The following is a 22,111-nucleotide window of genomic DNA, read 5'->3' as shown; positions in this document are numbered from 1 at the left end:
GGGTGGCATCATATGAAGAAAATTCCAGTAAAGAAAATAGAAGAAGTACTAGTTTTAGCAGGGGATAATAAACAAAAACAAAAGGAATTTTATGAATTGCTCTTAACAACTGATTTTTATGTTGCTGGTTCATTAGAAGCAGAGGACGGGGCAACAGAAGGCACACTTCGTTTACGTCATTTCCAAGGAGAAGATAGATGGATCGTTCCATTCTTTACACAAGTGGAATTTGTAAAAGATGTGTTGCCAGAAGGGACACCCCTTATTACGATACGTGGAAAAGAATTATTTGGTAGCATCGAGAAAGATGCGACAGCTGTATTAAATGTTGGAACAGATATGAGTAAAACATTTATTCCAGAAGAAATTGCAGATATAGCATCAGGACGAATCTTTAATTATTATAAGTAAAAGGAAAAGCTTAGTAGCTTTTCCTTTTTAATTTGAACATGGAGTGGTTATACCAGAAGAAATAGAAACAGTTTTGTTATTTGTATTTATTGTTGCTGTAGCTCCGAGGGGAATACCAATATTTGGGCTTATATGTCCGATTGGTAAACCGAATAGCACAGGTATATTATATGGTGTGAAATATTCATATAATATTGTTTGCAATGATTGGGATGGTTTAGAAGGGGTGCAGTCGTGACAACTTGTGAAAATAACGCCACTGCATTCATTAAACTGTCCAGATAAAAGTAGTTGATTTAACATCCGGTCAATGCGATAAGGTTCTTCACCAATATCTTCAAGCAATAAAAGTTTATTTGCCGTATTTATCTCATAGGGCGAGCCAATTATACTTGTTAACACAGTTAAATTCCCTCCAACTAATGTGCCTGTAACTGTACATGGAGAGGTAGGTACGATACATTTTGATGCAGATAAGATAGATGAATACGGATGGAAGAGTTGATTGAAGGAAGATAAAGAGAGAGAATCTATACCTTTTCCTAATTCTTCAATCATTGGACCATGAAAAGTAACCAGCTCCGCATAACGTGAAAAGGCAGTATGCAAAGCCGTAATATCGCTATATCCCCAAAAAATCTTTGGATTTTGTTGAATGATTTCATATTGAATGTAAGGGAGAAGGCGAGCGCTTCCGTAACCACCCCGTGCACAGAAAATCGCTTTGATCTTAGTATTTGCAAATGCTTCATGTATATCATCAAGACGAACTTGATCACTTCCAGCTAAATAGCCATACTTCTCATAAACACTCTTTCCAATTAATACGGATAATCCCATCTCTTGTAGTACTTTCACACCTTTTAAAACATTTTCGAGCGTTGGTGGGCCTGATGGGGCGATAACCATTACAGTGTCACCGTGTTTTAATGCATTTGGATAAATCATTGTATTCCCTCCTTCTCTTTCAATATATTCGAGCGGTGATGGTTCAATCCTTGCAAAAGCAGGGGAAAACATGCCACATAAAGAAAGTATAAGGAGAGTAGGAGGGAAAATGATGTTTACAAGCCGAGTTACAGAAATATTACAAGTGAAGAATCCTATCATTCAAGCTGGGATGGCAGGTGCTATTACAACGCCAGAGCTCGTTGCAGCTGTAAGTAATGGAGGAGGATTAGGTACGCTTGGAGCTGGCTATATGAGTCCTGAACAAATTCGTGAAGCTATTTATAAGATAAGGGAGTTAACAGATAAACCATATGGTGTTAATTTACTTTTAACAAAAGAGGTAAAGATAGAAGAAGAAAAGGTAAAAGAGGCGAACGTATTACTTGAATCGGTGAATAGAGAACTAGGTATAGAGGGAGAGCAGACGTTAAAGCTGCCGAAAAGTTATACAGCGCAATTACAAGTATTATTAGAGGAAAAAGTACCGGTCGTTAGCTTTGCATTTCAAACGTTAGAAAAAGAAGAAATAGAGGAATTAAAAAGAAGAGGAATAAAAGTTATCGGCACAGCTACCCATGTAGCAGAAGCGAAAGTACTCGCCGAGTTAGGCGTAGATATTATCGTCGGACAAGGTAGCGAGGCAGGAGGGCATAGAGGAACGTTTATTGGGAAAGAACGTGATGCTATGATTGGTACGTTTGCGTTAATTCCGCAATTAGTGGCAGAAGTACCTCATATCCCGATTGTCGCAGCAGGTGGTGTAATGAATGGGCAAGGGCTTGTTGCGGCATTTGCATTAGGGGCAGAAGCTGTTCAAATGGGATCAGCCTTTTTAACGAGTGAAGAAAGTATTACGCATGATGTGTATAAAGAAGCGATTTTGCATAGTACAGATACGAGCACAACTGTAACCCGTGCGTTTTCCGGGAAATATGCACGGGGTATTCGTAATGAATTTATTGAGAAGCATGAAGGAAGAGAAGAGAATTTACCGATGTATCCAGTGCAAAACGTATTAACTTCTAAAATACGCCAAGAAGCAGCGAAGCAAAATAAGGAAGAGTATATGTCGCTTTGGGCGGGACAAGCATCATCATTAGCACGAACGGAATCAGCTCAGCACGTAGTGAAACGTGTCATGAATGAAGCGGAGAATGTAATCGAACAATTACAAAATGTATATAGAAAAAGACCACTTGAATAATTCAAGCGGTCTTTTCGTTAGTTTGCTTTATAAAATTGTTGGATAGCTTCGTCGATGTAAACCCAGCCTTTCCAACCTAAGTGCATATGATCTTTTAAGAAGTACTTATCATATTCATGATTTGAGAAGTCAGCAATTGGATAGCCAGCTTTCTTAATTTGCTCATGAACTTTATTGTAGTATAACTCGCGTTTTTCTTTCGGGAAGCCAGCGTAATCATACCAAGGACCTTTTACAGGAACAGAAATGAAGAGTGGTTTTGCACCAGATTGTTTTAATAAATCAAGTACAATTTGTAAATCTTCATACTCTGGTGATTGGTCATAAGCATCATTTTTTAAGTAACCTTCACGTTGCTTTAATTTCTTCTTAATTTTGCTATTGAAGTAATCATCTTCGATACCGTATTCGTTAGAGCCTGATTCTACTGCACCTGTTTGATCAGCATGCTTACGAGCTTCTTCCCAGTTCATTTGTTTCAATGATGGATCAAGCGTTTCTTTATGCGGCTTAATATCAAACATTGCTGTAAATAAATCTTTACGATCTAAAATGTTACGATAAATATAAGCGAAAGGTTTAGCAGCAAGTGCTTTTACTTTATACTTTGTATCATCGTAGGCGATACCTTCAAGCGAAATTTTTAGTAAAGTTTCTTTTTTAACAATCTCAAAGTTTAATAAACGCTTCGCAATTTGTTTTTTCATTTCAGGTTTTAAATCATCGTTGAAAATGAAGTGGTAACCTTGTTGTTTTGAAAAGTTAGGTGCAAAGTGCGTTTCATCAATACCTTGTGGTACAAACCATTGCGGAGAAAGAACGAATATCATTTTTTTATCTTTCAATTGATCCATTGTCGATGCTAAGTTTAATACATGTACAAGGTCTTGTGTTCCGCCGCGTCCAAGCAGGAATGGTGTGAACCCTTCAGGCTTTACTTTGAAATAATTCGATGGATGGAAAGCATCCATACGTGCGAATTCCGATGAACCGTACATCGGAAGATATTTCGGGTCTGCTAACATCTTTTGCTGTAAAATCATACTTTGAATCTTTTCTTCTTTTAAAGAAGTCGCAGCTTGTTCTACTTTTTCATCACTTAAAAGTGGAAGTAGGAAGCGCGTTGGAATAAGTAAGAATACAGCAAAAAGGGCCAATGCTAAAAGCATCGGACCAAATTTTGCTTTGTTCATCGGATTTCTTCCAACTTCTTAATAACCATATTTGGTGTAGCCCACTCATCACGGTCAAAATCAGAAATAGACACTTCAATATCTAAACGCTCTTGGAATTCAACTAATAAAGATACTACAGCGAAAGAATCAAGAATACCTTCTTCAAATAATTGAACATCTAAGTTTTCTTTCACAATATCGTTTTCACATACTTCTTCTAAAATATCTAATACTTGCTCTTTGAATTCTGCCATTTTTAAAATCTCCTTTATATCCGAATATATTATATGTGCAACTTCTTAATGGAATAAGAAGAGTGCATTAAAAGTATCTGTTAAGGTGTCCAGAGAAAATTAGGAAACCGAAACATACAACGTGGAACGTAATTACAATCGCAAGGACGCGTGTAAATTTATTATTTGGCCAAAACTTATGCTTTTTGTTTTTTCGTTCGAAAATATCGAATAAAATAAACAGTGCGGCATGATATAGACCGTAAATAATATACTGAGCAACAGCGCTTCCTTGGATGTGCCAAATTCCCATGATGAAAAAGTTTAAAAATGCACCGATATACGAAATTGTGTAGCGGTTTTTAATTAACTTTTTCTTCGTTGCAAAAAAGACGAAGCGCATGTAAATAAAATCACGGAACCAGAATGATAAACTCATGTGCCAGCGGTTCCAGAAGTCTTTAATATTACGACTAAGGAATGGCTTATTAAAGTTTTCTGGCGTTTTAATTCCCATCATATAACTTACACCAATTACAAATGAGCTATAACCAGCAAAATCGAAGAATAGATATAAGCTATAGCTATACATATAAATCATATTTGAAAAGATTGTATCGTGTTGAGCGAATGCTGGATCCATAAAATATTGCTTTATTAAGTAAGCAATAATAAATTTATACAAGAAACCTTGGAAAATACGATTTAGTCCTGTATATAGTAAGTTTTGATATTCTTCAGCGCTAGGTGGCTTTTGAATATCTTTTTGGAATCTTCGGTAACGATCGATAGGTCCTGTTGAAATCGCAGGGAAGAATAAAACGAATTCCCAGAAGTTAAAGAAAGAAAGTTCTTTAATTAAACCATCACGAACTTCAAATACCATTTGAACTGCTCTAAATGTTACGTAAGATATACCTAGAAAAACAACAAGTTTTAATTCAGGTAAAACGGATGCAAACGGTGCGATTTTTGCCAAAATAAGTGGCAAAATTGATAAAATAACAGCTATACAAAACGTGAATGTACTATTATTTTGTTTTCTTAAAAGTAAATAGCCTTTAATAAGGGCGTATTGCCAAATAATAAATGCAGCTAACATCATTGCTTGCTTCGGTTTATCAGAGAAGATAATAGCAATCATTACTAATGTTAAAACGGCATTATATTTACGCAACATTTTACCTTTTAATCCAGCTATGATAGTAGGTATTAATAAAATGCCCACTATAGCGAAAAAATAAAATGATCCATATGCGGTCATGCTGTAACCTCACTCAATAATTTTTTGCGATCTACCTTTCCATTTGGTGTCATTGGAATAGAAGATTGATACATGAATTTACGTGGAATCATGTAGTTTGGTAAACGCTCATTGAGTTCTTTTTTGATTGCAGATGTTAATTTGAATTCTTTTTCAAACGAATGCTCTCCAGGAACAACAACCGCTAATAAATAATCGTATTTTTCACCTTTTTTAATTGGAACAATAACTGCTCCTTCTACGTAAGAACACGCACGAAGATGATGCTCAATTTCTTCTAATTCCATTCGATAACCATGAAGCTTAATTTGGAAATCAAGACGACCATTATAGAATAGAAGACCATTTTCAACATAGCCAGCATCGCCTGTTTTATAGGCGCGCTCACCGTCAATTATAGTAAATGCTTTTTCTGTTAATTCAGGGCTTCCTAAATATCCAACGCTTACGCTTGGACCGACAATTACGATCTCACCTTTTTCACCATCAGGTGCGATTGTGCCATCTTCTTTCATAATAAGAAGGCGACAGTCTGATTTACAGTAGCCAACTGGAAGTGATTTGTATTGATCAAGCACTTCTTCTGTAACGTGAATACCCGTTACAGCGACAGTAGCTTCTGTTGGACCGTACGTATTCATAATTGTTGCTTTCGGGAAACGCTCAATTAATTTTCTAGCTACTTCATTTGGTAACACTTCACCGCAGAATAAGAATGTTTTCATGTTTGGTAGCATACTCTCAGAGAAAGATGCTTCCATTAAACACATTTCAGCGAAAGATGGTGTCGAAGTCCATACTTGAATATCCGATTGCTCTAAAGAAGCAAACAAGTCTTTTGGACGTGCAATCATATCTTTATCGATTGCCCAAAGTGTACCACCTGTTACTAATGATGGGTAAATATCCATTACAGATAAATCAAATGAGAAAGGTGCTTGGTTTAAGAATACTTGCCCTGTTTGTAAGTTGAAATCTTCTACAGCCCATTTTGTAAAGCTAACAAGGCAGTTATAAGTAATCTGAACCCCTTTCGGATTACCTGTACTTCCTGATGTGTAAATAATGTAGAAGTTCTCATCACCTTTTACCGCATGTTCAGGATTTGGAATGTTCCCTTTATGAGTAAAGAAAATATCTTTTAAGTTGTCTTCACTTACAATGCGAACTGGTAAATCAGTTACAGTTACTTCTGTTTCTGATAAAAGTAATTTCGCACCAGAATTTTCAGCGATACGTTGTACACGATCAGCTGGGATAGATAAATCTACAGGAATGTAAGCATGTCCAGCTTTTACACATCCTAAAAAGTTAATAATCATTTCAGGTTGCATATGGCCATACACCATAATTGGTGAACGATCATCTGGATACTCAGAAGAAATCCAATGTGCTAACGCATCAGAATCTTCCTTTAATTGTTTGTACGTAATTTTCGCATCTCGCCAAACAAAAGCGGTTTGATCAGGCGTTTCTGCAGCCCACTTTTCAATTTGTTCTAATAACTTCATAACGTTCCCACCCTAGAATTCATTGTAAATAAATGTACTTGTGTTTGTATCATGGAATCCATACAACCAAAGTAATGCAAATAAAATTGCAAGGTAATAAACCGTCTTTGCAACCCATTGTGTGAGTGGTCGAGACCATATCTCTTTTAATCTTTCCATGTCTTTCCCTCTCTTAATGAAATAATAGCTCTTTGTAGGTATCATGTCCTACATTATTGTGAAAAAAACAAAATTCCACATTTTAGGTAAAAATAAGACAAAAGGCTCTTTTTTGATATTAGCACTAAATACTAAAAAAGAAAATCCCTAACTTAGCAATTATATTACATTCAGCATGAATTTGTAATGGGTTTGACATGTAAATAGAAAGTAGATTGTGTGAATGTATAAAAGTGGCCTGGGAGAATGTATAGAAATGCAATATTTGTTTGTATCTTTGAATTTTTCATAGTTAATTTATGAATTGCTAAAGTTTCTTAAAAGGAGGAATTTCTGATGAAGAGCGTGTGGAAGGATCTGATTTCAGAAGAAAACATTATTAAATGGAGACGGCATTTTCATAAATATCCAGAATTATCATTTCATGAAAAAGAAACTTCGCAATTTATATATGATACATTATGTTCATTTTCTTATTTTGAAGTAACAAGACCGACTAAGTATAGTGTACTAGCAATTAAAAGGAGTGTGCAAAAAGGAAAAGTAGTTGCTATTCGAGCGGATATAGACGCATTACCAATTCAAGAAGAGACACTAAAGTCCTATGCATCGGTCAATAAAGGTATCATGCACGCATGTGGGCATGATGCACATGCTGCTATTTTGTTAAGTGTTGCAGAGACGATAGCAAATATAAAGGAAGAGTTTGTAGGCGAAGTTCGTCTGTTTTTTCAGCATGCAGAAGAAGTATATCCTGGCGGTGGACAAGAAATGGTTGAGGCAGGTGTTATGGATGGTGTTGATTATGTAATAGGTTTACATGTTATGTCTGGATTGGAAAGCGGAAAGATTGGAATTGTGTATGGGCCGATGATGGCAGCACCAGACGTGTTTACAGTTGAAATTAACGGAAAAGGAGGGCATGCGGCGCGGCCGGAAGAAACGGTAGATCCTATTGCTATTGGAGCACAAATTGTTACAAACTTACAACATATCGTATCAAGAAATACAAGTGCTTTTATGCAAAGGGTAGTTTCAGTTACACAATTTCATGGGGGAATGGCGGATAATATTATTCCAAATGGAGCAACTTTAATGGGAACTGTTCGATCTTTTAATCAAACATTAAGAGAGGAAGCAAAAGAGAAAGTTGAGCAAATTGTGAAAGGAATTACAGAAGCTCATGGAGGGGATTATACATATACGTATCGTTACGGATATGATCCAGTTATTAATAATGAGTACATTACGAAAATAGTAGAAGAAAGTGCGATGAAATTGTTCGGAAATCAGCGTATTGTGCATCTTGAACCTTCTATGGGAGGAGAAGATTTTTCAGCATATTTAAGAAAAGCACCTGGTTGTTTCATTAAAATAGGGACGGGAAATAAAAGTATCAATACTTGTTATCCTCATCACCATCCGAAATTTGATGTGGATGAATCAGCCCTAATTTATGGAGTTGAACTATTTTTAGAGACAACTATAAGGTTACTAGAAACGTATAAAGAATAAAAAAAGGCAACTGCGCTCTATCGCAGTTGCTTCTATTTCTTTCCGTCAGAGAGGGCTGAGAAAGAACTATGCTCATTTATAGTATATGAATAGCTAACGGACAAGCTTGTACATTTTAACTATTTTTTAAAAAATAGTTATTGACTTTGATTATCAATTTCAATTAATCTAAGTGTGTAGATGGAATTGATAATTATTATCAGTTAGATAGATGAGGAACTTTAATGAGAAAAACATTTCACCTTTTACGAAGGGGATTAGAAAATAAAAATAAAGATGTCGATAAGCATATTGAGTGGCAACGAAATGTAATTCGTTCTGAATATGTAGACGAGAAGAATGCAAGTCAAACAGAAAAAGCGATACATAGTAAAGGGAGAGATTCAGTTGAGTAAGTTAATAATGATTTATGCAAGTATGAGTGGAAATACAGAGGAAATGGCCGATCATATTGCGGGTGCGATTCGTGAAACAGAAAATGAGATTGAAGTCATTGATATTATGGATACACCAGAAGCTTCTATATTAGAACAATATGACGGTATTATTTTAGGAGCTTATACTTGGGGAGACGGTGACCTTCCTGATGATTTCTTAGATTTTTATGATGCAATGGATGCGATTAACTTAACTGGTAAAAAAGCAGCAGCATTCGGTTCTTGTGACTCGGCTTATCCGAAATACGGTGTAGCGGTTGATATTTTAATAGAAAAGCTGCAGGAGCGCGGGGCAGCAGTTGTGTTAGAAGGACTAAAAGTAGAATTAACGCCAGAAGATGAAGATGTAGAGAAATGTTTACAGTTTGGAGCTGAATTTGTAAAACACCTTTCTTAATGGCAGAAGGGAGATGAAGAGCAATTGCATGAGAGAATCTCAATTAAAACGATGACAGATTATCATTTATATGATTTTATGCGTTGTCCACATAAATTTTATTTCCGTCATATAAAAAGAAGAGAACCATCTTCATTTGAATGGCAACAAATAGCACAAATGATTGTGAATCAAATTATTAACGAGTATTACACACTACCAGCGGGCCAACAAACGAAAATTTTACTTTTAATATTAATAGAGAAATATTGGAAAAAAGTAAGGGTTAATATGTTTGCTTCCAAAGCAGAGTACTATATTGTTTTAGCGAAGTTAACAGATCACTTATTACAGTTTGTTGAACGAGATGAGAGTCAGGCACCGCCGTTATTTTTATATGAGAAGTTTCAAACATATATGGAAGAGTTAGGTGTTCATATTTCATTGACATTTGAAGTTGGTGAGTGGGGCAAACAATCATTTGTAATTAAAAAGTATGTTGTCGACGCGAATGAAGAAATGCTTGCTCTTTGTCAGAAGCTAATGACTGTGTTTAGTTATAAAGCTTTCGGCATTCTTCCAGGAAAAATAGAAGTTATTAATTTAATAGAAGGAACTAAGTATGAGTACATTCCAAAACAAGAAGATATTATAACTGGAATGGATGATTTATTTAGAATGAAAGAAATGCTGCAACAACCTGAGCACTACACAGAGCGCAATTTTCGTTCTGAGTGCATGAGCTGTGCCTTTCGTAGTGAATGCCAAGTGGAAGAGGCAAAAGAGGAAACATCGCAGAAGAAAAATATCGTACATTAAAGGATGCAATTTTGCATCCTTTTTATTATTGACATGAAAAGCTTTTCATCATTTACGGTATATTTGTAGCAGAATTTTAATAAGAGGAGGAATAATCAATGAGAGATGAAACAGCAGTATTTCAATGGTTAAAAGAACAAAATGCTCCTTTTGGAATTCAACTGCAAATTTTACAGGCATTTCAATTGTATAAAGTCATTGTTGAAATGGATAAAAAGTTAATGATGTATGAGGAGAGAGAATATAGGGAGAGAATTTAATCTCGCCCCTGTAGTATTGTTTTAAGCTGTTCTTCATTCTTCTTTAATGTTACGTTGTTGTTTGCTTCGGCGTTATAAATCAAGTTATGTAATAAAGGGCTGTATTGATAAAAGGTAGTGATGCGGTGAATAAGTAATGAATCATGGTGAGAAACAAGTGTACTGTATTGTTCATATACAGATGTAGTAAACTCATGACCGAAATCATAATATAGTCCAGCAAAATCAAAAGCGGGATCGCCAATTTGGGCATCTCCAAAATCGATAACACCTGAAATGGTTTTGCTTTGGTTTTTAAATAAAATGTGATGATGTGTAAAGTCAGCATGAATGATTGTATTTTGAAAGGTAGATTTAGCTATATTGGCAAAGAAATTTTCGAATAAACTATTTAAGGCTGATTTCTGTAATGAAGTAAAACTGTTAGTAAGATATTGATTTAATTTTGTTTGTAGCTCTGTCCAGTAGGTAAGTGTTTTTTCGTTAGGGAATCCCAGCGTTTCAACACGTTTTAAAGGAATACTATGTAAAGTCGCAAGGAAAGTGGCTAATTGTGTAATAATTATTGTCCGTTCTTTTTGCTCTAACTTCGTAACTATTTCTGTTTTTAACGGTTCACCGTGAATGAGAGTATAGTAACTACAAAGTGGAACAGCATCAGTATCATTTTTATATAATAGGCAATACTGTGGAACCTCGATTTCTTGTAGCGAATGAGAGAGCAGTTTGCATAGTTCCTTTTCTAAAGGAATTCGCTTTGCACATTCTTGTTTTCGCGGGAAACGAAATAGTAGTTCATCATTTACTATAGCCGCTATGTTATCCCAGCCTTCTTCATTTTGTTTATATGAGTGTATAGAAAGATTAGGCAGAGCTTCTTTTATATACTGTTTGTAAGAGTCCATAATTGTTCCTCATTTCTAAGTTAAAATTAGGGTATTTCAGTTTATGATATCAGAATATTCCCTATATATATAACACTTTTGGTTTGTTCATATAAAGCGGTAGTTTTATCCCGCTATTTGTCGGGCAGTAAAACTCCCACTTCAAAATTTGGCTGGAGCAGAGAAGTTCGGTGGGAGCCTTACTGCCGGTAAACGCCCGATTGATGTGGGCTAATAATCAGTAGAGGACGAGCAAAATCCTCACTGATTAAAGTTTCACTTTATAGATCAGTATGAGCTATACGTAAATCAGTATATGAATTTGTGAATTTTTTCCTCCTAAATTTTTTTAGACATATTTTCATAAGGTGTTCAGAATACAACAGATCGGCTATTTCTGTTTATTGAACGTATGAAATACACAAACTATAATAATAAATATAAATAACCGACACTATGTTGGTTAAAAAATAGGAGGTACAAAAATGAAAAACCAAGTATCAATAGTAGTTGAACATGAATTGAATGACGTAACACCAGAAATGATTGACTGGTGGTGGGATAATATTGATAACTCTGAACGATATAAACTATGGCACCCAGAAGAACATGTTGATTTTAAGTGGCTAGTTGATCCTAAAGTGCATGGGCATGTAGGAGCCATATCAGCTTCAATCGAATCTGCTGGGGATGGACTAGAGTTCCCGCTAAGAATTAGATGGGAAGATCCTAAAGATTGTCCTATAAATACCCATTACAGCCATGTTTTAATGGGTTCATGTTTAGATGATAATGACGATGTAATTTCACAAGTAATACATCAATACGAAAAATCCGAAAACGGTACAGTAATGACTTCTACATTCATTTTCCCGAAAGGATTACCACCATTTATTAATCTAAGTGGTTTATATAAACACAATGTAGAAGAAATGAGTCAGTTCAGTGAATTTTTACCAAATCTTTTTGAAGAAAATTTGTAAGACAACGTAACAGCGTTACTTTTAATAAGTGACTAACTAGAAAATAAATCGGACCGCACCCTTTTAGATAGGACTAAAATGGTGCGGTCTTTTTAATATCAAATCAATCACTTGCCACTTTACTTCTTTTGGGTAATGTACTCTTCCCTTCAAACGAAAATACCTCCGTTTAATTTACATACTTAGTATGCGAATTAAACAGAGGTGTTTTTTATGTACTACTATTCGGGCTCACTTCAAAGAGCAGAGGGGTCTTAAAGATTTTCATTTTGTTGCCCAAGTTCTTTTTGAGCAATGTATAAGTTTCCTTGCTCCACTTGTTTTAGTGTATGAACAGAATCTCCTGCATATCCTTTTTCTGTTTTAACAGTTCTTTTTGAACGATCAGATTCTTGTTTCTTCATATAATAAGCCACCTTTCATTAAAAATAGACGAAAATAATGAGTACGAGTAATACAGCTGCGAAAATGGTAATGCCCATTAAAAAAGAGGTGTTTTTATATTTAGGTGGCTTATGTACATCTTGCCTGTATCCAGGTGAAATTTCAGGTGCGAATTCTTCATCGAATGATTGTTTCTTTTGTTTTTCGTCCATATGTACCCACCTTTCTTTTTCATTATGTTACACGTTACAAGAAAAAATATGCATGAAGAAAACAGCCGCTATAACATTAGCGGCTGTTTTGTGTTGTATATTTTCTTTGTACTTGAAAGAGACGGATAAGTAGGAAGCTTGCACCAAATGCCAGACCGATAATAAGACCGATCCAATAACCTTTTGCGGCCCAGTCAGTATAAGTTGCTAATATGTAACCAAGAGGTAGGCCTATCACCCAATAAGCGATCAATGTCATAATTAAGGCAACATTTACGTCTTTATAACCACGCAACGCTCCTTGTACTGGAGTTGCAATCGCATCTGAAATTTGAAATAAAATCGCGAATATAAGAAATTCTTTTGCTAAATGATGAACTTTTGCATCTGTCGTATAAATAGAAGCAATTGCATCATCAAAGAAATAAAGAAAAATCGAATACAAAAGAGCGAATGCAAGGGCTAACCCAATCCCGATAAATCCATAGTGTTTTGCATTATTGTATCGTTTTGCACCAACTTCAAATCCAACTGCAATCGTCATTGCCATTGCTAAACTGAGCGGAGTCATATATAACAAGGAAGCAAAGTTCATAGCTGCTTGATGTGCTGCAATAGTTGTTGTACTAAAATTACTCATCATAAGTGTTACTGCAGCGAAAATACTCGTTTCAAAAAAGATAGCAAATCCGATAGGGACGCCAAGTTTTAAAAATGTTTTCCAACTTGCAAGAGAAGGGCGGTATAACTGTTTAAAGATATTAAATGATGCGAAAGGCTCTTTCGTCCGAATAATAATGACTGTAATAATTAAAATGCACCAATATGTTGCTGTAGAAGCGATTGCCGCACCGACACCGCCGAGTTTAGGGAAACCGAAGTTCCCAAAAATTAATAAGTAATTTAATACGACGTTAATTGGTAATGATAGCAATGTAATAATCATCGTTGTTCGAGTTTTTCCTAATGCATCAATAAATCCACGTAAAACAGTGTAAGTAAATAAAGGGATAATTCCAATTGCGATAATACTTAAAAATTGTGCAGCAATACGTTCTACAGGTTCTTCTAAGTGCATGCCGTTTAAAATAGGTGAAACAACGAAGAAACCGATAAAGATGACAACGAAACTAGCACAAATTGCTAAATAAACTGCTTGTATAACAACGTGGGGAACATCCTCTTTTTTCTTTGATCCAATCAGTTGTGCAACAATAGGAGTAGTAGCCATTAAAATTCCTGTTAATCCCGTACTAACTGGAAGCCATATACTCGTTCCGATAGCGACACCTGCTAAATCAGTAGGACTTGCATGTCCTGACATCGTCGTATCAAAAAAGCTCATCGCAAATAATGACATTTGCGTTACAAAAATCGGGAAAAAGAGTAAGACAAATTGCTTTAACTTTTGTGAGAATGAAGTAGTTTCTTTCATAAAATCCCCTTTCAACGTAAAAAACAAACTCTTATTATCATACAATTTAATCAAAAAATAGAAAAGAAATACGCGTATACAACAAATGAAATCAATAAAAAGGATGCACTTTGAAAAGGGATAAGGTATTATGATAAGGTGTGAAAAAATTACATATTCGTTATTAAGGAGGCACTACTTGTGGCTGATTGGTTAATTGGAATAATTATGGGTGCTGTTGAAGGTTTAACAGAGTTTTTACCAGTTTCATCAACAGGACATATGATTTTAACAGGTCATTTACTTGGATTTGACGATGAGAGAGCGAAAGTTTTCGAAGTTGTTATCCAATTGGGATCGATTTTAGCAGTTGTTGTTATATTTTGGAAGCGTTTATGGTCATTAGTCGGAATAGGGAAAGTAACAGATGGACCATCGTTAAATTTATTACATATTATTATCGGGATGATTCCTGCCGGAATTCTTGGTGTATTATTCCATAGTGCAATTAAAGAAGTTTTATTCGGTCCAGGACCGGTTGTTATTAGTTTAGTAGCTGGTGGTATTTTAATGATTGTTGCTGAGAAGTTTTCAAAACCAAGTACAGCGAGAACGTTAGATGAAATCACATATAAGCAAGCATTTACAATCGGGATGTTCCAATGTTTAGCACTTTGGCCAGGATTTTCTCGTTCTGGATCTACAATAAGTGGTGGTTTGCTAGCTCGTGTTTCACATACAGCGGCAGCGGAATATACGTTTATTTTAGCAGTGCCAATGATGGTAGCTGCAAGTGGATTAGATTTAATTAAAAGCTGGGATATTTTAAGCACGGCTGATATACCATTATTTGCAACTGGATTTATTACAGCATTTGTTGTTGCGATGCTTGCAATCGTTTCATTCTTAAAATTATTAGCTCGTGTAAAACTAACACCGTTCGCTTATTATCGTTTCATTTTAGCAGCGGTATTCTATTTCTTCCTTATGTAAGAATAAATTATCGGAAATACCCTATAGATTAGACGCTTGAAGAAGGTCTATTCTATAGGGTATTTCTTTTATAGCAGGAGAAAATAAAATTTTTGCTCTCATTTACTTGTATTTCACTATGTAAAATATGACATAATGATTTTGTTATATTAATATAAATAAAATTTATAGGGTATTTGAGAGGAGCAGTTTAGTGAGCTTTGCAATAGAAATAGTAATTCCAGCACCAATTGATGTTGTGTTTGATTATGTAAATAATGATGAGAAAATAATGGAATGGAGTACCTTTATGGTAGAAAATAGGTATCCTCCAAATGTAGATATAAACAATCCCCGTGAAGGTGATAAATATGTATCTGTGCAAAAGATGGGTAAGAAAATATATGAGTTTGAGGCGGAAATTTTAGAGTGTGAAGCACCTTATATCGTATCAATTGGATGTGAAATGAAGCAAGGTTATACTGCCGTAACTTATATGTTAGAAGAGGATGAAGAAGGTACATCGCTTACTTTAATCGTAGAATTTGAACCGAAGAATTTTTTATATAAGATTATGTACAAGTTGACCGGATGGATGACACGTGGAATATACATGGGTGAAATGGAACGTTTAGCAGAGTGCGTAGATGCTGTATATTCTCAGAAAAAAGGATTGTAATTTTGTAAAATAAAAAGCATGCCGAATTCGGCATGCTTTTTATTTTACTACTTTTTCAATCATGCTTTCCATTACATGTTCCCAAAGAGAAGTATCATCAGCTAAGGTAGCACGGAAATTAGCGTACATTTCTTTTTGTTTCTCTTCGAATGTTGGATCTTCTTTTTCAGGCAATGTAGCGCGCATTGAAGTTACTAACTCTTGTACTTTTGGAGCACGTGGTCCAAAGACGGCTTGTTCATTTCCATCTTTATCAATGAAAATAAAGATTGGAATCGCACGTGCCGTCCCGTTTGTTAAATATTGATCCATTAATTCTAAGTTTTCATCGCGAATTAATAATGACATCTCAATATTTGCAACTTCAGAAATTCGTTTCATAACAGGTACGCATAAAAGAGCGTCACCACACCAATCAGCTGTTAATACGATAACACGCCAGCCATCATTTTGACGTTCTTCTAATACAGGAAGTAATTCATTTGGAATTAAAAAGTTATTGTAAATGTGCAATAGCTCGTATTGATTTACTTTCATTTCATTCACATATGTATCAAAGGACATGCCTTTATCAGCCCATTGCTGTAAGTTCATAAGTAACACCTCTTTAGTATGATTTGCTTTCATTGTACCAATTTTTATATAGAAAAGCTTGTATTCTTACTCTTTCTTATCGCTTAATAATTTATTTAGTGTGAAAAGAAATAGTGCGACACATAGTTCAGCTGTATTTGACATTTGTATGCTCTCTATCCAGTCGTCAGCAGTATGAATGACGAACCAATCTAGTGTAATTTCAATAATGGAGAGAAGAGCAATTGAGAGCGAATTGGGCATACTTGTCATCATTGGATGTAGGAGTACTTTAAAGAAAATGAATATAAAATATGTAATACCATCTAATAAAAGAATAAGTAAAAAAAAGAGTAGGAGAGCTGTTCTTGATGAATATTCTATACCTGTAATTTGAAAGATTCCTACATATACAAAGAATATAAATGCAAAGAATATAGTGAGAATAAGAATAACAACACTAATAATAATAGTCTTATCTATTAGACTGAGATTAGAAATTTTGTCTTCTTCACTCATTATCCCAACTCCTTTTTCTGGAAAATCAATTTCATTGTACCATGAAATATCTGTTAAAAAACTACGGATTATGGGAAAATAAGGTGACAAAAAGTAAGATTTCATGTAAAATTATTAATAAGGTTTTTATTTAACTAAATGAAATAAAAGGGGCTGTCAAAGTTGTCTCAAAATCGAGAGCAATTAATGGAAGAACTATCGACAAATGTTTTTGCTATGTTCCGCACGTTGCGTAATGATATCGGAAAAATATTTGGTGGTTACATACCGTGGAATGAGTTCATCGTCCTTAGAATATTGAATCGTACGAATAAAGAAATGGTATCACGTGTAGCGAATGAGTTAAATGTGTCGAATAGTCATATTACAGCTGTCACAGAAAAATTAATTAATAAAGGTTTTGTAACTCGTTCACGTTCTACGTCAGATCGCCGAGTTGTATATTTGGAGATTACAGAACAAGGGAAAGATTTAGTTGCGAAAATGGAAGGTGCAAAAAAACAATATTTACAAGAAAGATTCTCTACACTTTCAGAAGAAGAAATGAATATAATGATATCAATTTCTAAAAAACTTATTTAATTCATTACAAGTGAGAAAACGCTTACGTAGTGAAGGAGAAGGCCTTCCTTATATGAGGAAGGTCTTCTTTCGTATGTAAAAGATTATAAAAAAGAAAATATGTAACATACTACTAGTAAAGGAAAGGGGACAGAAATATGACAAATCGAAATGGTAGTAAAGGGAGCGGAAATCAAGGCTCACCGAAATCAGGGCAATTTCAGCAAGAGTTTAGTGCTGAATTTGAGACTGGAAATGATAACAAAGGAAAAGAATATCGTTCGAAAAAAGGAAGTAAATCAAAAAAGGAGTGAATCATTTCACTCCTTTTTTGATTTAAGATGCTGCAGATTGATCCGTATTATATTTTTCTTCTGATTTTGAAACAATCATTGCGCAAATTGCATCGCCAGAAATATTTACAGCTGTTCTCGACATATCAAGAATGCGGTCGATACCAATAATTAAAGCAATACCTTCTACTGGTAGATTTACTTGATTTAAAACCATCGTAAGCATTACTAGTCCAACACCTGGTACACCTGCAGTACCGATACTAGCGAGTACTGCAGTTAATACGACCATAGCTAATTGCGGTAATGTAAGTTCAACCCCGTATACTTGAGCGATAAATACAGTCGCGACACCCTGCATAATGGCAGTACCATCCATATTAATCGTTGCACCTAGTGGTTGTACAAAAGAGCTTATCGCTTTTGGAACTCCAAGTTTTTCTTGTGCAGTTTTCATTGCAAATGGAAGAGATGCATTAGAGCTAGATGTACTAAACCCAATTGCCATTACCGGTCCAAAATGTTTAAAGAAACGAATAATACTTTCTTTTGCCAATACCTTTAATAAGCCGCCGTATACGAAGACACCGTGAATAATGAGTACCAACATAACGACAATCATATACTTGAACATCGCAGCGACGCCTGCAAGACCCATTTTACCAACGGATGAAGCGAGCAATCCAAATGTTCCGATGGGAGCTAATTTCATAACGAGATTAACAAGATACATCATTAATTCGTTGCCCTGTTCAAGTAATGAATGGATACCTTGGACTCGTTTTCCTAAAATAGCTATACCGAGTCCGATCAATACGGCAAAGGCAATAATTTGTAACATGTTTCCATCAGCCATCGCCTTTGCTGGATTATCTGGTACAATATTCAGCAATGTATCAACGAAAAATGTCTCAGTTTTTGCACCTTCATACTTAAGCCCTTCTGTTTTAAAGTTACCGCCAGCCCCTGGTTTTATAATAAGTGCGAATGTAACCGCAATGGAGATGGCAACTGCTGTTGTTACGAGAAAGAATGAAATTGATTTTAAGCCGATTCTTCCAAGCTGTTTCGGATCTCCAAGACCGGCAGCCCCAAGTACGATAGAAATGAATACAACAGGAACAACTAGCATTTTAATGAGGCGAATAAACAATTGACCAAGTGGATTGAACACATATTGATTTAATGGCTCAAAAATGGATGGAGCAGCTAAATTTAAAGTGAGTCCAACAACTAGACCGAGAAATAATGCAATTAAGATTGCTTTTGTTTGTTTCAATAAAATCCCCCCTTGTTTTTGTGGAATTGCTTTCTAAATTAATTGTACCGAAAAAATACCTATTTTGACAATATTTTCTGAATATTTTGTGCGGAAATATCTATTTGAATATAGATAGGCCGATTTTGTTGAGATAAGCGAAGAGAGTTAAATTATGTATGTGGAAAACAAAATAGGCCATCACATGATGGCCTAGGGAAGGGGACAATTTATGTCAATTTAATTAGGGATGGAAGCTATTCAAGACACTGGGGAATGTCTTATAAATTAGGGAGGAACAGCTTCGATATATATACTATAAAAGATATATGTGACTTTGATGTGTACATAGAGTGAAAGGGAAAGGGAGTTTTAAGTAAGAAGGTAGAGAGAATAAAAAATAAGACCATCATAGGATGGTCAAGGGAAGGGGACAATTTATGTCAATTTAATTAGGGATGGAAGCTATTCAAAGACACTGGGGAATGTCTTATAAATTAGGGAGGAACAGCTTCGATACATATACTATAAAAGATAGATGTGACCTAGATGTGAACATAGAGTGAAAGAGAGAGGGAGTTTTAAGTAAGAAGAAAGAGAGAGTAAAAAAATAAGACCATCACATGATGGCCTAGGGAAGGGGACAATTTATGTCAATTTAATTAGGGATGGAAAGCTGTTCAAGACACTGGGGAATGTCTTATAAATTAGGGAGGAACAGCTTCGATACATATACTATAAAAGATAGATGTGACCTAGATGTGAACATAGAGTGAAAGAAAGAGGGAGTTTTAAGTAAGAAGAAAGAGAGAGTAAAAAAAATAAGACCATCACATGATGGCCAAGGGAAGGGGACAATTTATGTCAATTTAATTAGGGATGGAAAGCTGTTCAAGACACTGGGGAATGTCTTATAAATTAGGGAGGAACAGCTCCGATACGTATACTATAAAAGGTATATGTGACCCTCGTGTGAACTTGGCGTGAAAGATATGGGAATTTGAAAAAGGGGTAAAATAGTTGTTGATGTAAGAGTTATAGTATAAGTGGAGATATAATAGAAAATATTCTTTTGTAAAATGATAGGAATCTGAATATAAATAAAAGTTGAAATCTATGAAAAAAAGGATTATGCTCAACTATATTATGAGAATATAAGGGTTATCCCGCTACTTGTAGGCTCTTAAAGAGTCTTTATTTATGAGGGGATAAAAGCTTCACTTGATAAAGGGAGTTAGTGATATGGAAGTAGCAAAAAAACAAGGGTTGTATAATCGTTTTATACGATTAAATCCACCACAAATTTTAGCATTAGGCTTTTTTTGTTTAATTGTGGTCGGAGGATTGTTATTAAAGTTACCGTTTGCAACGAAAGTACATATTAGTTGGGTAGATGCTTTCTTCACAGCTACGTCGGCAGCGACTGTAACGGGTTTAGGCGTTGTAGATACTGCAAGTACATTTACGATGTTTGGTGAAATAGTTATTATGTTTTTAATTCAAACAGGTGGTCTCGGTCTTATGACGATAGCCATTTTAATTGTTTGGGTATTAGGTAAAAAAATTGGTTTACGTCACCGATTATTAATTGGAGAAGCATTTAATCAAACAAATATTGGTGGTCTTGTGAAATTAGTGAAACGAGTTTTTATTTTTTCTATTTGTATCGAGCTAATTGGAGTTATCTTTTTATCGATTCGCTTTATTCCAGAGTTTGGATTTGGAAAAGGTTTATACTATAGTATTTTTCACGTTATTGCGTCATATAATAATGCCGGTTTTGCGCTTTGGTCAGATAATTTAACAAGATATGTAGGAGATCCTATTATTAATATTGGGATTTGTTCTTTAATTGTAATAGGAGGGCTAGGGTTTACGGTATTAATTGATATATGGTATAGCCGCAGCTTCCGAAAATTATCGCTTCACTCCAAAATCATGATTGTTGGAACGATAGCACTTAACATTATTGCGATGATTGTGATTTTTGTATTGGAATATAATAATGTGAAGACTTTGGGACAACTACCTTTAAATGAAAAGTTATGGGCTTCGTTCTTCCAAGGAATTACACCTCGTACAGCCGGTTTTAACACGATAGATTATGGCGGAATGGAAGAGTCATCGATATTATTTACGATGATACTAATGTTTATTGGTGCAGGAAGTGTATCGACAGGTGGTGGAATTAAGTTAACGACATTCGTTATTTTAATTACATCAGTTCTTTCTTTCTTTAGAAAGAAAGAGGATTTTATTTTATTTCATCGTACGATTAAAATGTCGACAGTAACGAGAGCGTTAGCGATTGTCGTTGCTAGTCAAATACTTATTTTCACAGCGGTATTTGTATTAATGCTTACAGAAGACTTCAGTTTTATTCAGTTATTATTTGAGACAATTTCAGCGTTTGGCACAGTAGGGTTAACAATGGGGATTACTGCGAAGCTATCGGCGTTTGGAAAATGTATTATTATGTTTGTTATGTTTTGTGGATTAATCGGACCGTTAACACTTGTTTTCTCTTTGGCACGACCAGCGAAACAAAAAATTAAATATCCATCAGAAGATGTATTTACAGGATAAGGTATCCCGCATAAAGCGAGATACCTTTTTCATTTTAAAAAAGAGAGAACAATAACCCAATAAGCGCCACTCGGAATAAAATCGCAATGAGTGCAGCGATACCACCTACAATGGCAGCGATACCGCCAGTTACAGTAGCCCCACGATTATATGCGTAAATACCGAGTAAAACAGACACAAGACCAAACAGTGTTGGGAATGTAAATAGCGATAATATTGCTAAAGCAAGAGCAATAAAACCAGCAGTCGATCCAGCTGCAGACGATCTTACATCATCGTTATCTTTATCATCATAATCAATACGCTGTGGTGCAACTTCAGCTGCGTATTCTTCTTTATAGTCACTATAATCACTATCTATTCGATCTCTTTTCTTATATTCATCAAATTTCTCAGTCAAAGTAAGGACTCCTTTCATAACAAGGTTCAATAATAGTATGTTTCTCTTTACTGTTTTTATCCCACTATTTGCGAGCAG

27 protein-coding genes are annotated in these 22,111 nt (G+C 35.2%); 13 read left to right on the top strand and 14 right to left on the bottom strand.

Going from position 1 to position 22,111, the window contains the following annotated elements; all coding sequences use genetic code 11:
• Window positions 1–12: 12 nt before the first annotated feature.
• A complete protein-coding gene (locus ACP6L7_RS05395; protein WP_097831824.1) occupies window positions 13–411 on the top strand; it encodes an SseB family protein in 399 nt (132 codons plus the stop codon).
• Between the two features lie 27 nt (window positions 412–438).
• On the opposite strand, the gene ACP6L7_RS05390 is transcribed toward ACP6L7_RS05395, so the two are convergent.
• Window positions 439–1,359, bottom strand: coding sequence for a S66 peptidase family protein (locus tag ACP6L7_RS05390; protein WP_097831823.1), 921 nt, complete (start codon window positions 1,357–1,359; stop codon window positions 439–441).
• Window positions 1,360–1,429: 70 nt separating this feature from the next.
• Here ACP6L7_RS05390 and ACP6L7_RS05385 point away from each other — a divergent pair, with 70 nt between their 5' ends.
• A complete protein-coding gene (locus tag ACP6L7_RS05385) occupies window positions 1,430–2,566 on the top strand; it encodes an NAD(P)H-dependent flavin oxidoreductase (protein ID WP_141533332.1) in 1,137 nt (378 codons plus the stop codon).
• Window positions 2,567–2,583: 17 nt separating this feature from the next.
• Here ACP6L7_RS05385 and dltD read toward each other — a convergent pair whose 3' ends face one another.
• The 5 genes from dltD to ACP6L7_RS05360 form a co-directional block, all read right to left on the bottom strand.
• Window positions 2,584–3,759, bottom strand: a complete 1,176-nt coding sequence (gene dltD, locus ACP6L7_RS05380) for a D-alanyl-lipoteichoic acid biosynthesis protein DltD (protein ID WP_097831821.1) — start codon at window positions 3,757–3,759, stop codon at window positions 2,584–2,586.
• Entirely contained in the window at window positions 3,756–3,995 is a 240-nt protein-coding gene (gene dltC, locus ACP6L7_RS05375) for a D-alanine--poly(phosphoribitol) ligase subunit DltC (RefSeq protein WP_000807310.1), read from the bottom strand. Before dltC ends, dltD begins: the two co-directional genes overlap by 4 nt.
• A gap of 67 nt (window positions 3,996–4,062) precedes the next feature.
• Window positions 4,063–5,238 carry a D-alanyl-lipoteichoic acid biosynthesis protein DltB gene (gene dltB / locus ACP6L7_RS05370; RefSeq protein ID WP_097831820.1) on the bottom strand — a complete coding sequence of 392 codons (1,176 nt, stop codon included), beginning with the start codon at window positions 5,236–5,238 and terminating at the stop codon, window positions 4,063–4,065.
• Complete coding sequence (gene dltA, locus ACP6L7_RS05365; RefSeq protein WP_097831819.1) at window positions 5,235–6,749, bottom strand: D-alanine--poly(phosphoribitol) ligase subunit DltA; 1,515 nt, start codon at window positions 6,747–6,749, stop codon at window positions 5,235–5,237. Before dltA ends, dltB begins: the two co-directional genes overlap by 4 nt.
• Window positions 6,750–6,761: 12 nt before the next feature.
• On the bottom strand, window positions 6,762–6,908 hold the full coding sequence (locus ACP6L7_RS05360) for a teichoic acid D-Ala incorporation-associated protein DltX (RefSeq protein WP_000440293.1): 147 nt from the start codon (window positions 6,906–6,908) through the stop codon (window positions 6,762–6,764).
• A 336-nt stretch (window positions 6,909–7,244) separates the two neighbouring features.
• Between ACP6L7_RS05360 and ACP6L7_RS05355 the strand changes: the two genes are divergently transcribed.
• From ACP6L7_RS05355 to ACP6L7_RS05335, 5 genes are all read left to right on the top strand, one after another.
• A complete protein-coding gene (locus ACP6L7_RS05355) occupies window positions 7,245–8,423 on the top strand; it encodes an amidohydrolase (protein ID WP_097831818.1) in 1,179 nt (392 codons plus the stop codon).
• A gap of 224 nt (window positions 8,424–8,647) precedes the next feature.
• Window positions 8,648–8,818, top strand: a complete 171-nt coding sequence (locus tag ACP6L7_RS05350) for a hypothetical protein (protein WP_097831817.1) — start codon at window positions 8,648–8,650, stop codon at window positions 8,816–8,818.
• Window positions 8,811–9,257 carry a flavodoxin gene (locus ACP6L7_RS05345; RefSeq protein WP_097831816.1) on the top strand — a complete coding sequence of 149 codons (447 nt, stop codon included), beginning with the start codon at window positions 8,811–8,813 and terminating at the stop codon, window positions 9,255–9,257. The genes ACP6L7_RS05350 and ACP6L7_RS05345 overlap by 8 nt, the downstream gene beginning before the upstream one ends.
• 24 nt (window positions 9,258–9,281) lie before the next feature.
• Window positions 9,282–10,055: a hypothetical protein gene (locus tag ACP6L7_RS05340; RefSeq protein ID WP_097831815.1), complete on the top strand. Its 774-nt coding sequence runs from the start codon at window positions 9,282–9,284 to the stop codon at window positions 10,053–10,055.
• A 98-nt stretch (window positions 10,056–10,153) separates the two neighbouring features.
• Window positions 10,154–10,315 (top strand): hypothetical protein, encoded by a 162-nt coding sequence (locus ACP6L7_RS05335; protein ID WP_097831814.1) that lies wholly within the window; start codon window positions 10,154–10,156, stop codon window positions 10,313–10,315.
• On the opposite strand, the gene ACP6L7_RS05330 is transcribed toward ACP6L7_RS05335, so the two are convergent.
• Complete coding sequence (locus ACP6L7_RS05330) at window positions 10,312–11,220, bottom strand: aminoglycoside phosphotransferase family protein (protein WP_430528905.1); 909 nt, start codon at window positions 11,218–11,220, stop codon at window positions 10,312–10,314. The two genes, ACP6L7_RS05335 and ACP6L7_RS05330, sit on opposite strands and share 4 nt — an antisense overlap.
• Before the next feature lie 464 nt (window positions 11,221–11,684).
• Between ACP6L7_RS05330 and ACP6L7_RS05325 the strand changes: the two genes are divergently transcribed.
• A complete protein-coding gene (locus tag ACP6L7_RS05325; protein WP_097831812.1) occupies window positions 11,685–12,182 on the top strand; it encodes a DAPG hydrolase family protein in 498 nt (165 codons plus the stop codon).
• Between the two features lie 254 nt (window positions 12,183–12,436).
• Here the strand turns inward: ACP6L7_RS05325 and ACP6L7_RS05320 are convergent, their stop codons facing one another.
• The 3 genes from ACP6L7_RS05320 to ACP6L7_RS05310 form a co-directional block, all read right to left on the bottom strand.
• Window positions 12,437–12,586, bottom strand: a complete 150-nt coding sequence (locus tag ACP6L7_RS05320; RefSeq protein WP_097831811.1) for a hypothetical protein — start codon at window positions 12,584–12,586, stop codon at window positions 12,437–12,439.
• An 18-nt stretch (window positions 12,587–12,604) separates the two neighbouring features.
• Entirely contained in the window at window positions 12,605–12,778 is a 174-nt protein-coding gene (locus tag ACP6L7_RS05315) for a hypothetical protein (RefSeq protein ID WP_000343684.1), read from the bottom strand.
• A 76-nt stretch (window positions 12,779–12,854) separates the two neighbouring features.
• Window positions 12,855–14,213 (bottom strand): MATE family efflux transporter, encoded by a 1,359-nt coding sequence (locus ACP6L7_RS05310; protein ID WP_097831810.1) that lies wholly within the window; start codon window positions 14,211–14,213, stop codon window positions 12,855–12,857.
• Window positions 14,214–14,393: 180 nt separating this feature from the next.
• Here ACP6L7_RS05310 and uppP point away from each other — a divergent pair, with 180 nt between their 5' ends.
• Both uppP and ACP6L7_RS05300 read left to right on the top strand, forming a co-directional pair.
• A complete protein-coding gene (gene uppP, locus ACP6L7_RS05305; protein WP_071744808.1) occupies window positions 14,394–15,185 on the top strand; it encodes a bacitracin resistance undecaprenyl-diphosphatase in 792 nt (263 codons plus the stop codon).
• 193 nt (window positions 15,186–15,378) lie between these two features.
• Complete coding sequence (locus ACP6L7_RS05300) at window positions 15,379–15,843, top strand: SRPBCC family protein (protein ID WP_097831809.1); 465 nt, start codon at window positions 15,379–15,381, stop codon at window positions 15,841–15,843.
• A 39-nt stretch (window positions 15,844–15,882) separates the two neighbouring features.
• Here the strand turns inward: ACP6L7_RS05300 and ACP6L7_RS05295 are convergent, their stop codons facing one another.
• Window positions 15,883–16,470 carry a thioredoxin family protein gene (locus tag ACP6L7_RS05295; RefSeq protein WP_141533333.1) on the bottom strand — a complete coding sequence of 196 codons (588 nt, stop codon included), beginning with the start codon at window positions 16,468–16,470 and terminating at the stop codon, window positions 15,883–15,885.
• A 33-nt stretch (window positions 16,471–16,503) separates the two neighbouring features.
• A complete protein-coding gene (locus tag ACP6L7_RS05290; protein WP_097831807.1) occupies window positions 16,504–16,935 on the bottom strand; it encodes a regulatory YrvL family protein in 432 nt (143 codons plus the stop codon).
• Window positions 16,936–17,097: 162 nt separating this feature from the next.
• On the opposite strand from ACP6L7_RS05290, the gene ACP6L7_RS05285 reads away from it, so the two are divergent.
• Window positions 17,098–17,517: a MarR family winged helix-turn-helix transcriptional regulator gene (locus ACP6L7_RS05285; protein ID WP_000081439.1), complete on the top strand. Its 420-nt coding sequence runs from the start codon at window positions 17,098–17,100 to the stop codon at window positions 17,515–17,517.
• Between the two features lie 137 nt (window positions 17,518–17,654).
• Window positions 17,655–17,810, top strand: a complete 156-nt coding sequence (locus tag ACP6L7_RS05280; protein ID WP_000184931.1) for a hypothetical protein — start codon at window positions 17,655–17,657, stop codon at window positions 17,808–17,810.
• A gap of 22 nt (window positions 17,811–17,832) precedes the next feature.
• Here the strand turns inward: ACP6L7_RS05280 and ACP6L7_RS05275 are convergent, their stop codons facing one another.
• A complete protein-coding gene (locus tag ACP6L7_RS05275; protein ID WP_097831806.1) occupies window positions 17,833–19,068 on the bottom strand; it encodes a dicarboxylate/amino acid:cation symporter in 1,236 nt (411 codons plus the stop codon).
• Window positions 19,069–20,289: 1,221 nt separating this feature from the next.
• On the opposite strand from ACP6L7_RS05275, the gene ACP6L7_RS05270 reads away from it, so the two are divergent.
• Window positions 20,290–21,633: a TrkH family potassium uptake protein gene (locus tag ACP6L7_RS05270; protein WP_098361684.1), complete on the top strand. Its 1,344-nt coding sequence runs from the start codon at window positions 20,290–20,292 to the stop codon at window positions 21,631–21,633.
• Between the two features lie 34 nt (window positions 21,634–21,667).
• On the opposite strand, the gene ACP6L7_RS05265 is transcribed toward ACP6L7_RS05270, so the two are convergent.
• The gene (locus tag ACP6L7_RS05265; protein WP_000136552.1) at window positions 21,668–22,033 is read right to left on the bottom strand and encodes a hypothetical protein; all 366 of its coding nucleotides are present in this window, start codon (window positions 22,031–22,033) and stop codon (window positions 21,668–21,670) included.
• Window positions 22,034–22,111: the final 78 nt, after the last annotated feature.

The sequence above is a fragment of the Bacillus silvicola genome (assembly GCF_050524305.1).
In the GTDB taxonomy this organism is placed as follows: domain Bacteria; phylum Bacillota; class Bacilli; order Bacillales; family Bacillaceae_G; genus Bacillus_A; species Bacillus_A cereus_AT.
This window is presented reverse-complemented; position numbering and strand designations above follow the sequence as displayed.